This window comes from Lacibacter sp. (assembly GCF_057361365.1).
Genome location: NZ_JBMQSG010000010.1, coordinates 78,108 through 91,198, shown reverse-complemented (window position 1 = coordinate 91,198; position 13,091 = coordinate 78,108). Strand labels below are relative to the sequence as shown.

Below are 13,091 nucleotides of genomic sequence, written 5' to 3'. Positions count from 1 at the left end.
ATTGGTTAATAATTATATTTTTCTTTCCATAGTTGTTTTAAAAATCTTCTTAACTCCTCTTCTCTTATATTTTTACCGGGTTCATAAAATTTTGTTCCAATGATCTTCTCCGGTAAATATTCCTGCAAAGAGAAATTATTTTCATAACTGTGTGAATACTCATAACCTTTTCCATAATCCATATTCTTCATGAGTTTTGTTGGCGCATTACGGATATGCAGAGGAACAGATAAATCGCCAAATTGTTTAACAGCAGCCATTGCACTTCCAATGGCAACAGTTGCAGTATTACTTTTTGTACTCGAAGCAAGATAGATGACACATTGTGATAAGATAAGTTGCGATTCAGGGTAACCAATCTTATTCACTGCATCAAAAGTTGCATTCGCCAATAACAATGCATTGGGATTTGCATTCCCAATATCTTCACTTGCAAGAATGAGTAAACGACGTGCAATGAATTTTACATCTTCTCCCCCCTCAATCATTCTTGCCAACCAATAAACAGCTGCATTAGGATCGCTGCCACGAATGGATTTAATAAAAGCTGAAATAATATCATAATGCTGTTCCCCACTTTTATCGTACAACGCCATTTTCTGCTGAACAGTTTGTAACACTAATTCATCGGTAATTATTAACTGCTCTTGTATTTGTGAATCGTCGGACACCAATTCCAATAAATTCAACAACTTTCTGGCATCGCCACCACTTAACCGAATGAGTGCGTCTGTTTCTTTTAATTCGATATTTTTTTCTTTCAATACCACATCATCGCTAATTGCTTTTTGCAATAACTGAACAAGGTCGTTCTCATCCAATGCCTTTAACACAAATACCTGGCAACGACTAAGCAAGGCACTATTCACTTCAAAAGATGGATTTTCGGTTGTGGCACCAATCAATGTGATGATTCCTTTCTCAACTGCTCCAAGCAATGCATCTTGCTGGCCTTTGTTGAAACGATGAATCTCATCAATAAATAAAATGGCTTTTGTTTCATGTTTTGCTTGTTCAATAACCTCACGAACATCTTTTACGCCGCTGCTGATTGCACTTAACTGGTAATATTTAGCATCTACATTATGAGCAATAACATTTGCGATGGTTGTTTTACCGACACCCGGTGGCCCCCATAAAATCATACTTGGAATGTTGCCACTGGCAATTGCTTTTTGCAGAATACCGCCTTGTCCTGTAAGGTGCTGCTGACCCACAAGATCATTTAATTGCTGAGGCCGTAAACGTTCTGCTAATGGTGCCTGCATGCAGGCAAGTTAGATCAATTATCGAAATTCAGAAGCTGAGAAAATTAGAAACGGCGTTACCCGTTTATGGATGATGAAGTTTTAGAAATGCATCAATTTTATTGAACGCATCGAAATAGATTTGGGGAGACCAATCGCCGTGACCACCACCAGGATATAATACATATTGGTTGGAAACACCTACGCTGTTCAGCTTGTTTTGCAATAGGGTAGATTGTGAATAGGGAACGACGATGTCATTATCACCATGCAGGAGTAATGTTGGTGCGCTGCTGTTCACTACAAAATTAAATGGAGAGGATTGTTGATAGATAGCAGGATTAGAAGTAGGTGTTCCGCCAGTAACCGAAGCCAGCAATAAGGGCACTAATGGATTGGGCGGATTGTTATACATCTGCACTAATTCTGTTGGGCCGAAAAACGAAATAACAACTTTAGCTTTCACGGGTGATGTGTATTTATAAGCTTGTAACAACGCCAAATGTGCGCCGGCGCTTGCACCTATTAACCCGAAGCGATCGGATACTCCATATTCTTCCCTTTTACTATGAATAAATTCTACAGCTGCTTTTACATCCTGCTCTTGAGATGGGAAAAGATTCTGTCCGTTTGCTGCGAGGCGATAGCTGATATTGAAGATGGCATATTGCGGAGACCGGCGTTTGAGTGTATCCACATATGCATTGAGATCAGTGCGGTCCCCGTCCGTCCAACCGCCACCGTGAATTAGAATAAGCACGGGTGTTGCAGTGGTGCTTCTATTGGCAGGCAGGTAAATATCCATCGCCTGTTTTGCATCAGCTCCATATTTTACGTTGAGTAAGGTTTTGGCAGCGTTTGCATTTTCTTTCTTTTTACAAGATGCGATCACTAACAATGATATAAAGCAAACCAATAATGTACGCATGCAGATCTGTTTGCATAAAGAAACGAAGAAGAAAGAAATGAATTGTGTTAAAGTCGCTGTGAACTACTGTCCTTTGGCCCAAAGAGATGAGCATATTGTTTCAGGTAACGAAATGTAATGCTGATATGAATACCAAGCAAAATAGCATAAAATAGAAAAAACCAAACCACAGCCTTCATGATGCGGAACATAAAATCTGCTGAGAGTGGAGATGTTGATTTCTGCATATCCAAAACCTGTTTCACAGCTTCGGAAAGAATGGCGGGGTTTTGCAGCACTGCAATTGACTGAAAAATATTCATCATTACAAACACAAGGGCAACGTAAGCATTTACCTTTATCCAGTCACGCAGCTTTGGTTGAAGTTGACGATTGCCATTAATTCCATTAATCAGAAATAAAAAGCTGGCTATACTATAGATCACAACTGCAACAATCACAAATACGCTGAGTAATAATGCTGGATTGGACAAAGCGATCAATAATGCAAATAAAGCTGCAATAGCGAATATGGCAGCAATTATTAAAAGAAAATATGATAATATACGATAGAGCAATAACGACTTCATACCTTAATAAATAAGAATGCTCTGCACAAAGCATAATTGTGCAGAGCATCGATAAAAGAAAAACTATTTTAAGTTAAGTTTAATCTGCAATTCATCGAACTGTTTGTTGGCAATTTCACTTGGCGCATCGAGCATTACATCTCTTCCTGAATTATTTTTTGGGAAGGCAATAAAATCACGGATACTTTCACTGCCGCCTAGTATGGAACACAAACGGTCGAAACCAAATGCAATACCGCCATGAGGTGGCGCACCATATTCAAAAGCACCCAATAAGAAACCAAACTTGTGTTGCTGTTCTTCTGCATCCATTCCCAACGCTGCAAACATTTTTTCCTGTAGCTCACGTTGATAGATACGAATAGAACCACCACCAATTTCATTTCCATTCAACACCATATCGTATGCATTAGCTTTAATGTTGGCGTAAGGATGTTCAAGATACTTATCAAGATCATCAACTTTCGGACTGTTGTTGATCATCATATCAATGTGCGATGGCTTGGGACTTGTAAACGGATGGTGTCTTGCTACCCAACGGCCGGCACCGCCGCCATCCTGGTCTTCTAATGCAAATTCAAACAATGGAAAATCAAGTACCCACAATAATTTGAATTCATTTTCTTTTCTTAAACCCAAACGCTTACCCATTTCCAAACGCAGTTCACTGATGGCTTTACGGGTACGTTCTTCCGAACCTGCAAGTATTAAAACAAGATCGCCTGCTTTTGCATTTGCAGCATCCGCAATTGCTTTTAATTTGTCTTCGCTGTAAAACTTATCTACGCTGCTTTTGTATGTACCATCTGCATTGCATTTGATGAACACTAAACCTTTCATACCGATCTGCGGACGCTTCACCCACTCCGTTAATTCATCGGTTTGTTTGCGTGTATATTCACTGCAGCCGGGCACGGCAATTGCAACAACAGTTTCTGCTTCATCAAACACTTTAAAATCCACGCCATCGATCAATGCACTTTGACTAGCTTTTGTTGTGAATGTATGTGCCGGGAATTTGATGTTGCAAACCTTCATACCGAAACGGATATCGGGCTTATCGTTTCCATATTGCCACATGGCTTCTTCCCATGTCATGCGTTCAACAGCTTCGGTGTAATCAATATTCTTCACATCTTTGAAGATCGATTTAATCATGCCTTCAAACATGTTGAGAATATCTTCCTGCTCAACAAAAGCCATCTCACAATCGATCTGTGTAAACTCCGGCTGACGATCGGCACGCAGATCTTCATCACGAAAACATTTTACAATTTGATAGTAACGATCGTAACCACTTACCATCAGCAATTGCTTAAATGTTTGTGGCGATTGCGGAAGCGCATAAAACTGTCCGGGATTCATGCGGCTTGGTACCACAAAATCTCTTGCCCCTTCGGGAGTTGATTTAATAAGGAAAGGTGTTTCAATATCCATAAAGCCATTGCCATGCAAATAGTTTCTTGCAGCACGGTTCACAGCATAACGCAATTCAAGATTTCTTTTCACCGCATTACGACGCAAATCAAGAAAACGATATTTAATACGTAGATCATCTCCACCATCTGTATCATCCTGGATAGTAAAAGGAGGAACTGCCGACTTATTTAGAATTTTAAACTCAGTTACTACTATCTCAATATCGCCTGTAGCAATGTTGGCGTTTTTGTTACTGCGTTCACTAACGGTACCGGTTGCCTGTAACACAAACTCACGACCAAGTGGATTTTCATCGAGCTGACCGGAAAGATCTTCGCCTATTAATAACTGGGTGATACCATAACGGTCACGCAGATCAACAAAGGTAATAGCCGTTCCCAGCTTTCTCACAGTTTGCACCCAGCCTGCAAGGGTTACAGTTGATCCAACATGATTACTTCTTAATTCGCCACAGGTATGAGAACGATACATAGTAAAATTTAAAATTGAACGTTGAAAATGAAAGAAGGTTTCACCCAAACTCCACATCTTCAACCTAAACGGTTTGCTAAGGTGCGCAAAGATAACTATTGAGCCGCAACCAGCCGAAGTCGAGTCCGGTTCATTTTTCTTTAGGTTGGAAACCTCTTTCCTTGCTTAACACATCTTCTGTTTGTGCTATGATCTTTTCCCTGAAATTCCGATTGCTATAGTAGAGCAGATAGTAAATTCCAAGTATCAACAGCCCTATACCAAACGGAACTAGTGCAAACCGACGTAATCCAAAAGCACCTTCATCCCAACCATAAAATTCACCCACCATCCAGGTGCAGTTGGCAATAATCCAGAATACCACCGCAAGATTGTGCACAAGCTCCGATACAATTTTGCGGGTCTGCCATGCAATCACCAATGCGGCCAGCACCGTTGGAACAATCATAATCATTCCGGGCAAACGAAAATTAAGTGCCCAGCAAGCATCTTTGATCAACCATAAAAGTATGTGCAGATTTTCAATGCGTCGAAAGCGTGCGGGTATTGAATAGATTGAATGATGATCGCTCATATTAGTTAGTTGGTAAAAAGTAAAAATAAGAAATGTGTTGATGGATGCGTGATAATCCTGAGCATGGTCGAAGGACTGTTTTGATCTCGAGCGGTTATCGAGATTTATTTCAATTGAAGTTTATATTTTTTAGATGAAAACTTCAAATAAGCATAAAAAAAATGGCGGGTTATATACCCGCCACTAACTATTTTCCACGTGCCTTAGCTAACTAAACATTTCCCTCACCCTTTCAAAGAAACCTTTATCGCCTTTTTCGGGTTTAGGTTGAAAGTTTTGTCCTTGCTGTAATTTTTCCAGCATCGATTTTTCTTCCGATGTAAGATGTTGGGGTGTCCACACATTTACATAAATAAGTTGATCGCCCTTTTCATAACTCTGAACAGACGGAAATCCCTTCCCTTTTAAACGGAACACCTTACCACTTTGCGTACCCGGAGGTATTTTGATTTTTGCTCGGCCATCGATGGTTGGCACCTCAGCCTGGATGCCAAATACGGCATCAGGAAATGAAATATGCAGATCATACGCTACATTCAAACCATCACGGTGCAAATGAGCATGTGCTTCTTCTTCAATTAATACAATCAAATCACCCGGTGCTCCACCACGCTCACCCATATTTCCCTTGCCACTTACATTCAGCTGCATACCTTCCTGTACGCCTGCAGGTATATCGATGGTGATATTTTCTTCGCCATACACACGTCCTTCACCTTTACACGCTGTACACTTATGGGCAATTGTTGAACCTTCGCCATTACAGGTCGGACAGGTTGTAACTGTCTGCATTTGTCCGAGGAACGTATTTTGTACACGCCTTACCTGGCCACTACCACCGCAGGTGCCGCAGGTTTGCATACTACTTTTATCTTTTGCGCCGGTGCCCCCGCATGTATTACAGCTAACGTATTTTTTTACTTTGATTGTTTTGCTGGCGCCTTTCGCAATCTCTTCGTAATTTAATTTGATACGAACACGGAGATTACTTCCCCGAACTCCTCTTGCTCTTCCGCCACCGCCTCTGCGCTGACCGCCGCCACCAAAGAAACTACCGAATACATCATCACCGAAAATATCTCCAAACTGGCTGAAGATATCATCCATGTTCATGTTCTGACCGCCGCCAAATCCTCCACGACCATTTCCACTTACACCTGCATGTCCATAGCGATCGTATTGCGATTTCTTATCTGCATCACTTAAAATCTCGTACGCTTCTGCCGCTTCTTTAAATTTTTCTTCGGCTTCTTTGTTTCCAGGGTTACGGTCGGGGTGATATTGCATAGCCACTTTACGGTAAGCCTTTTTGATCTCATCCGCAGAAGCAGTTTTTGTTACACCCAGTATTTCGTAAAAATCTCTTTTTGTTGACATATTAGCTAATAGCTTTTAGCTGCAGCTTTTAGCAAAACGCAAACCAGCTTGCAGCTAGTGGCTTGCGGCTGGCAGCTTATTTCCCTACTACCACTTTCGCAAAACGTATGATTTTATCGTTGAGTAAATATCCTTTTTCAATTTCATCGATCACTTTTCCTTTCAGTTTTTCGTCGGGAACCGGAATTTCAGTAATTGCTTCATGTTTATCGGCATCAAAATCCTGGCCCTTTGCTTCCATTGGTTTTAACCCACGGCTTTGCAGGGTTGAACGGAGTTTATGAAACACCAGTTTCACACCTTCATCCACCGCACCGTTTTTGGTGAGCTCAGCTTCTGCACGGTCGGCATCGTCCAATACTTCCAGCATGGAAATAATCACCTCTTTTCCCGCTGTTTGCATTTGCTCAACACGTTCTTTGGCCGTGCGGCGGCGAAAATTGTCGAACTCGGCCATGAGATACAAGTATTTTTTCTTCTCTTCCTCCACCACATTTTTCAGTTTTTCAAACTCGGTTTCTTCAGCAATTTGCTCGTTCAGGTGATTAACTCCCGCAATATTTTCATCGGTGTTAATATCGGCACTAAACGCTGTGTTATTCAGGTCTTCGGCGTTTTGTTCTGTCATTTCGTTCATCTTTTCTTCCATAAAAGGTAAAATTGTCGGCAAAGGTAAGCTGGTCAAGAATATTGCCAATGGATGAATTGGGACAAATTGTCGGCTGAGGGTTGATAATAGCTTTTTAGTACATACTGTGGGTTACCCTTCGTACTTACCGTTATCTTTGCCGGCTATGACAAAAGTGACGTTAAACAGGAAGATTTCTCAACGTGTAGCAAACGGGCATCCTTGGGTATTTGCAAATGAAGTAAACCGTGTTGATGGAAATGCTGAAGCCGGGGCTATTGTTGATGTTCATACGCATGACGATAAGTTTTTAGGAAGGGGTTATTTCAATCCGAAGTCGCAGATTTTGGTCCGCATTCTTACGAGAAAGAAGAACGAAGAGATAAATGATGATTTCTTTTTACGCAAGTTGAATGAGGCCTGGAAGCAACGCCAGCAAATGGGTTATAAAGAAAACTGTAGGCTCATCTTCGGTGAAGCAGACGGATTGCCGCAGTTAATCATTGATAAATTCAACGATCATTTTGTTATCCAAACACTTGCGCTTGGGATCGACATTTGGAAAGATGCTATTGTCAAAGCCATCAACCAGATCTTTCAACCAAAAGGCATTTACGAACGTAACGATGTGCCTATTCGTGAACTTGAAGGCATGGAGCAGAAAAAAGGTTTCTTAAGCGAGTCTTTCGATACCAATATCATCATCAATGAAAATGGATTGAAGTTTCATGTTGATATCGCTAATGGTCAAAAGACGGGTTACTTTCTCGATCAGCAGGATAACCGCAGGTTTATTCAGCATATTGTAAAAGATGCAGAAGTGTTAGGCGCATTTACTTACACCGGCACATTTGAAATTCATGCAGCAAAGTATGGAGCAAAGAGTGTGCATGGTTTGGATATTTCGGAAAGTGCCATTGCGATGTGTAATAAAAATGCGGAGTTAAATGGCGTTGCTGATAAATGCAAATTTGAATGTGTGAATGCATTTGATGTGTTAAAAACATGGGTGAAAGAAGGCAAGCAATATGATGTAGTGATGCTCGATCCGCCATCGTTCACCAAATCTAGAGCAACTATTCAAAAAGCGATCACAGGTTATAAAGAAATCAATCTGCGTGGAATGAAACTGGTAAAACCCGGAGGCTTCCTGGTTACTTCTTCCTGTACCAACCTTGTACAGCCCGACTTATTTTTAGAGATCATTCAAATGGCGGCGAAAGATGCAAGAAGACATTTGAGACAAGTCACTTTTCAGACACAAAGCTCCGATCATCCAATCATTTGGGGTTGGGAAAATACACATTACCTGAAGTTCTTGATAGTACAGGTGTTTTAAAATTACGAAGTAAGAAGTACGAGACAGGAACTCCATCGCTTTTGTTGATGGAGTTTTTTTTATATAAGAATATCTGACTTATCTTAGAAAGTAAAGGCATAAAAAAAGACTCGTCTGAGCCTCGCAATAAAAATCTAGCAAGTAGGGAAATTTATTTCACCACCTGGAACTTACCGCTCTCTACAACTTTACCGCTGCGGTCGGTTAACTGGAAAATATAAACACCACGGAAATAGTCGTTGAGGTTTACAACTGTACGTGGAGTAAGATTATTGATCTCTAGAACTTTCTTGCCAATAAAATTGAACACCTTGAAAGAGAAATCTGCAAGACGTGTTTCTTTAAATTCAAAATTAATAAAGGAAGAAGCTGGATTGGGATAAAAACGGACAACCTTAACCACATTTTCAGCGTTTCCAGCAGGTGTTCTGTCCGTCTGGGCGGTTGCTGTGGTTATCAAAAGGATACAGGCGAATATGGTAAAAATCCGTTTCAACGAAACAAACTTAGTTTTATTATCTGCAATTTACAAGCTTTTTCTCACATTTCTTAAAAAAGAAAGGGCAAACCCTTAGTCAGGGGTTGCCCACCTATAATACAGACAATGAATTAGTTGAGAGATTCGAGCTTTTGGTTAATTGCTTCAAAATCAGGCACCGCATCCTTTTCCTCCACTAATTCGGTATACTGAATAATACCCTCCTTATCAACAATAAAAGCACTTCTTTTAGAAACGCCTTTCATCTCCAGTATCCAGTTTTCGTATAACGAATCGTATGCCGCTGAAACCTCTTTATTAAAATCGCTCAGCAGTGGAAAGTTATACCCCTGCTCCTCTTTATAACGTTTCAGGGTAAACACAGAATCAACTGAAATGCCTAACACCTCTGCATTTGCATTATTATATCGGCCAATATCGTCTCTAACCGAACAAAGCTCCTTTGTACATGTACTGGAGAATGCCTGTGGGTAGAAAAGGATCAACACATTCTTGCCTCTAAAATCCGAAAGGTTCACCTTTTTTCTTTCCGTATCAAAAAGCGAAAATTCCGGGGCCTTCTGTCCAATTTTAATATTCATGCTTTTGTTTTTTAATTATTGCTATAACAACCGTTTTGCAAATTTGTTAAACAAAAAGAGAAGCACTGTAAAAATGCTTCTCTTTTATAATCTTCAGTTTGCTTTTATATATGTTGCAGAACCTGCTCACCCATAGCGTCCGTTCCAAGAATTTTATCGGCCGGCGTTGTAGCATCGGCGATATCACGAGAACGGTAACCATCTTTTAATACTTTATCAACAGCATTGATCACCGCTTCCGATTCGGCTTTCATTCCGAAAGAAATATCTAACAGTAATGCGGCAGAAAGAACTGAAGCCAACGGATTAGCTACGCCTTTACCGGTAATATCATGTGCCGAGCCATGAATAGGTTCATATACACCAGTGCCATCACCTATAGATGCACTCGCCAGCATACCCATTGAACCAGCAATCTGCGAAGCTTCATCGGTTAAAATGTCGCCAAACAAATTCGCTGTTACCACCACATCAAAACGGCGTGGATCTTTGATCAACAACATGGCTGTAGCATCAACAAACTGATGTTCTACTTGCACATCAGGATATTCTAATGCTACCTTCTGCACAACTTCTCTCCACAAACGTGATGTTTCAATTACATTGGCTTTGTCAACCGAACATAATTTTTTTCCACGTGTGCGTGCTGCCTCAAATGCTTTGCGTGCAATACGCTCTACTTCGTAACGGCTGTATTCAGCAATATCGTAAGCAGTATCGCCATCGTTCTTACGTCCTTTTTCGCCGAAGTAAATATCACCGGTCAACTCACGGAAGAACAAAATGTCTGCACCTTTTAAAATCTCCGGTTTGATGCTGGATGCACCTAACAACTCATCGAATAATTTAATCGGACGAAGATTGGCATACAGTCCAAGTTCCTTACGCATCTTCAGCAAACCTTGTTCAGGGCGAACTTTTGCAGAAGGATCATTATCGTATTTCGGATGACCAACAGCGCCAAACAACACTGCATCTGAATTGCGCATTTTTTCTAACGACTCATCAGGTAAAGGAACACCTGTTGCTTCTATTGCCACATGACCGATCAATGCTTCGTCATATGTAAATGTGTGACCAAACTTTGCAGCGATCTTATCCAATACTTTTTTACCAACTGCTGTAACTTCCTGTCCGATACCATCGCCCGGAACAATTAAAATGTGTTTTGTTGCCATTGTTATTCTGCTTGAACTTGTTTGTATTTGAGAAACGTGGTCGTAAGGCGTGAATCGTGAATCGCAATCCATCAGGTGGCTTTTCCCACTCACCATCCACTACTCTCCACTCACTATTATATTCAACATTTTTTGCGTTGCCTTAATAGCCGATACTGTTTGATCACTATCAAGACCACGTGTTTTAAATTCTTTGTTATTGTGTGCCCAGGTAATAATGGTTTCGCACAAGGCGTCACTCTTACCACCGGGAGGAATACGCACTGCATAATCAGTAAGCTGCGGTAATTCTATTTTCTTTTGTTTATAAATTTTCTTCAACGCATTCATGAAGGCATCGTACTGTCCATCGCCTTGCGCGTGTTCTTCAAAAGTTTCTCCATTAATGTTCAGATGAAGTGTAACGGAAGGACGAAGATTCTTTGAGTGCGTCAATACATAATTCTCCACCTTTACTTTATCCTGGATGGAATTACTATCGAGCACATCAGAAAGAATGTATGGCAAATCGGCAGGCGTAACCACTTCTTTGCGATCGCCCAACTCAATGATTCGTTGCGTTACTTTTTTCAAATCTTCATCACCAAGCTGAATACCTAACTGCGCAAGATTATTTTCAATGTTTGCTTTACCGCTTGTTTTGCCCAATGCATATTTGCGCTGGCGACCAAATCGCTCTGGCATCAGATCACTGAAATACAATTTATTCTTCTTATCTCCATCGGCATGAATACCGGCTGTTTGTGTAAACACATTTTCACCCACAACAGGTTTGTTGGCCGGAATACGGATACCCGAAAATGTTTCTACCAACTTACTTGCACCATACAATGATTTTTCAACCACCGATGATTTAATGTTTGGCATAAAATCGTGCATCACTGCAATGGCACTTGCTAATGGCGCATTACCTGCACGTTCGCCCATTCCATTCACCGTTAAATGCAAACCATGTGCACCTGCACGCAAAGCTTCCATTACGTTAGCCGTACCCAGATCGTAATCGTTATGACCATGAAAATCGAAATGTGTACCGGGATAACGTTGTACAATTTCAGAAACAAAATCAAATACTTCTGATGGTGTTAAGATGCCGAGTGTATCGGGCAACATCACACGCTTCACCGGTTGCTTCACAATAAAATCGAGGTATTGAAAAACATACTCTTTTGAATGTCGCATACCATTGCTCCAGTCTTCGAGATATACATTTGTTTCAATGCCTTTCTTTTTTGCAAGCTTGATCACTTCTGCAATTTCTGCAAAATGCTGCTCGGGTTTTTTCTTTAGCTGGTGTGTAAGATGATTGAGCGAACCTTTGGTTAACAGGTTAGCCACCTTTGCACCTGCTTTGATCATCCAGTCAACCGATACTGTTCCATCAACAAATGTGAGCACTTCCACCCTGTTCAACAAATCATTTGCCTTGGCCCACTTCGTAATTTTTCTCACTGCATCAAATTCTCCTTCCGATACCCGTGCAGAAGCAATTTCTATACGATCCACTTTTACATCTGTCAACAACAGTTGTGCAATCGTTAATTTCTCTGAGGCAGAAAAAGACACACCGCTGGTTTGTTCACCATCACGCAGTGTGGTATCCATTATTTCAATGTAACGCTTGGTCTGGGGCATGTTTGTTTTGGATAGCTTAGTATAAGCTGTTTGATGCAAAAGCTTTGATCTCTTCTTTCATTGATTGCAGGTAATCGATATCATCGAAACCGTTTATCATGTTATGTTTTTTATACCCGTTAATATCGAACGATTCTTTTTCGCCCGTTGCAACAATGCTGATCGTTTGCTCAGGAAGATTTACTTCCAGTTCTGCTTTTGGATCGGCTTCAATTGCTTTGAAAATTTTATCGAGGAACTCAGGACTTACTGTTACCGGTAAGATGCCGATGTTCAATGCATTTCCTTTGAAAATATCAGCAAAGAAGCTGGATATTACACAACGGAAACCGTAATCGTAAATAGCCCATGCAGCATGTTCACGACTGCTGCCACTGCCGAAATTTTTACCACCTACTAAAATTTTACCGGAGTAGATCGGATTGTTCAATACGAAATCCTGTTTAGGTGTATCGTCACCGTTATAACGCCAGTCACGGAAAAGGTTATCACCAAAACCTTCACGCTTTGTTGCTTTTAAGAAACGTGCAGGAATAATTTGATCGGTGTCCACATTCTCAATCGGCATTGGAACCGCTGTGCTGGTGAGGACTGTAAATTTATCGTAGGCCATTTTGATGTATGA

General features: G+C 40.8%; 13 protein-coding genes. 1 reads left to right on the top strand and 12 read right to left on the bottom strand.

Annotated elements, in window-relative coordinates:
- Positions 1 to 5: 5 nt before the first annotated feature.
- The 7 genes from ACO1QW_RS08875 to ACO1QW_RS08845 form a co-directional block, all read right to left on the bottom strand.
- Positions 6 to 1,268, bottom strand: a complete 1,263-nt coding sequence (locus ACO1QW_RS08875; protein WP_486257668.1) for a replication-associated recombination protein A — start codon at positions 1,266 to 1,268, stop codon at positions 6 to 8.
- A 64-nt stretch (positions 1,269 to 1,332) separates the two neighbouring features.
- Positions 1,333 to 2,175, bottom strand: a complete 843-nt coding sequence (locus tag ACO1QW_RS08870) for a prolyl oligopeptidase family serine peptidase (protein WP_486257666.1) — start codon at positions 2,173 to 2,175, stop codon at positions 1,333 to 1,335.
- 47 nt (positions 2,176 to 2,222) lie between these two features.
- On the bottom strand, positions 2,223 to 2,744 hold the full coding sequence (locus tag ACO1QW_RS08865) for a hypothetical protein (RefSeq protein ID WP_486257665.1): 522 nt from the start codon (positions 2,742 to 2,744) through the stop codon (positions 2,223 to 2,225).
- A 63-nt stretch (positions 2,745 to 2,807) separates the two neighbouring features.
- The gene (gene aspS, locus ACO1QW_RS08860) at positions 2,808 to 4,655 is read right to left on the bottom strand and encodes an aspartate--tRNA ligase (protein WP_486257664.1); all 1,848 of its coding nucleotides are present in this window, start codon (positions 4,653 to 4,655) and stop codon (positions 2,808 to 2,810) included.
- A gap of 130 nt (positions 4,656 to 4,785) precedes the next feature.
- On the bottom strand, positions 4,786 to 5,229 hold the full coding sequence (locus ACO1QW_RS08855; RefSeq protein WP_486257662.1) for a hypothetical protein: 444 nt from the start codon (positions 5,227 to 5,229) through the stop codon (positions 4,786 to 4,788).
- Positions 5,230 to 5,436: 207 nt separating this feature from the next.
- A complete protein-coding gene (gene dnaJ, locus ACO1QW_RS08850; RefSeq protein ID WP_486257661.1) occupies positions 5,437 to 6,606 on the bottom strand; it encodes a molecular chaperone DnaJ in 1,170 nt (389 codons plus the stop codon).
- Between the two features lie 76 nt (positions 6,607 to 6,682).
- On the bottom strand, positions 6,683 to 7,234 hold the full coding sequence (locus ACO1QW_RS08845) for a nucleotide exchange factor GrpE (RefSeq protein WP_486257659.1): 552 nt from the start codon (positions 7,232 to 7,234) through the stop codon (positions 6,683 to 6,685).
- Between the two features lie 166 nt (positions 7,235 to 7,400).
- On the opposite strand from ACO1QW_RS08845, the gene ACO1QW_RS08840 reads away from it, so the two are divergent.
- On the top strand, positions 7,401 to 8,573 hold the full coding sequence (locus ACO1QW_RS08840; protein ID WP_486257657.1) for a class I SAM-dependent rRNA methyltransferase: 1,173 nt from the start codon (positions 7,401 to 7,403) through the stop codon (positions 8,571 to 8,573).
- Positions 8,574 to 8,724: 151 nt separating this feature from the next.
- Here the strand turns inward: ACO1QW_RS08840 and ACO1QW_RS08835 are convergent, their stop codons facing one another.
- From ACO1QW_RS08835 to leuD, 5 genes are all read right to left on the bottom strand, one after another.
- Entirely contained in the window at positions 8,725 to 8,976 is a 252-nt protein-coding gene (locus ACO1QW_RS08835) for a T9SS type A sorting domain-containing protein (RefSeq protein WP_182805048.1), read from the bottom strand.
- Between the two features lie 206 nt (positions 8,977 to 9,182).
- The gene (locus tag ACO1QW_RS08830) at positions 9,183 to 9,653 is read right to left on the bottom strand and encodes a peroxiredoxin (RefSeq protein ID WP_486257654.1); all 471 of its coding nucleotides are present in this window, start codon (positions 9,651 to 9,653) and stop codon (positions 9,183 to 9,185) included.
- 104 nt (positions 9,654 to 9,757) lie between these two features.
- A complete protein-coding gene (leuB, locus tag ACO1QW_RS08825) occupies positions 9,758 to 10,831 on the bottom strand; it encodes a 3-isopropylmalate dehydrogenase (RefSeq protein WP_486257652.1) in 1,074 nt (357 codons plus the stop codon).
- Positions 10,832 to 10,930: 99 nt separating this feature from the next.
- The gene (locus tag ACO1QW_RS08820) at positions 10,931 to 12,466 is read right to left on the bottom strand and encodes an alpha-isopropylmalate synthase regulatory domain-containing protein (RefSeq protein ID WP_486257650.1); all 1,536 of its coding nucleotides are present in this window, start codon (positions 12,464 to 12,466) and stop codon (positions 10,931 to 10,933) included.
- Between the two features lie 16 nt (positions 12,467 to 12,482).
- Complete coding sequence (gene leuD, locus ACO1QW_RS08815) at positions 12,483 to 13,079, bottom strand: 3-isopropylmalate dehydratase small subunit (RefSeq protein WP_486257648.1); 597 nt, start codon at positions 13,077 to 13,079, stop codon at positions 12,483 to 12,485.
- Positions 13,080 to 13,091 lie beyond the last annotated feature (12 nt).

Excerpts from the sequence above, each read along its gene's own strand:
- ACO1QW_RS08875 (WP_486257668.1), bottom strand. The coding sequence starts at position 1,268 with ATGCAGGCACCATTAGCAGAACGTTTACGGCCTCAGCAATTAAATGAT.
- ACO1QW_RS08870 (WP_486257666.1), bottom strand. The coding sequence starts at position 2,175 with ATGCGTACATTATTGGTTTGCTTTATATCATTGTTAGTGATCGCATCT.
- ACO1QW_RS08865 (WP_486257665.1), bottom strand. The coding sequence starts at position 2,744 with ATGAAGTCGTTATTGCTCTATCGTATATTATCATATTTTCTTTTAATA.
- aspS (WP_486257664.1), bottom strand. The coding sequence starts at position 4,655 with ATGTATCGTTCTCATACCTGTGGCGAATTAAGAAGTAATCATGTTGGA.
- ACO1QW_RS08855 (WP_486257662.1), bottom strand. The coding sequence starts at position 5,229 with ATGAGCGATCATCATTCAATCTATTCAATACCCGCACGCTTTCGACGC.
- dnaJ (WP_486257661.1), bottom strand. The coding sequence starts at position 6,606 with ATGTCAACAAAAAGAGATTTTTACGAAATACTGGGTGTAACAAAAACT.
- ACO1QW_RS08845 (WP_486257659.1), bottom strand. The coding sequence starts at position 7,234 with ATGACAGAACAAAACGCCGAAGACCTGAATAACACAGCGTTTAGTGCC.
- ACO1QW_RS08840 (WP_486257657.1), top strand. The coding sequence starts at position 7,401 with ATGACAAAAGTGACGTTAAACAGGAAGATTTCTCAACGTGTAGCAAAC.
- ACO1QW_RS08830 (WP_486257654.1), bottom strand. The coding sequence starts at position 9,653 with ATGAATATTAAAATTGGACAGAAGGCCCCGGAATTTTCGCTTTTTGAT.
- leuB (WP_486257652.1), bottom strand. The coding sequence starts at position 10,831 with ATGGCAACAAAACACATTTTAATTGTTCCGGGCGATGGTATCGGACAG.
- ACO1QW_RS08820 (WP_486257650.1), bottom strand. The coding sequence starts at position 12,466 with ATGCCCCAGACCAAGCGTTACATTGAAATAATGGATACCACACTGCGT.
- leuD (WP_486257648.1), bottom strand. The coding sequence starts at position 13,079 with ATGGCCTACGATAAATTTACAGTCCTCACCAGCACAGCGGTTCCAATG.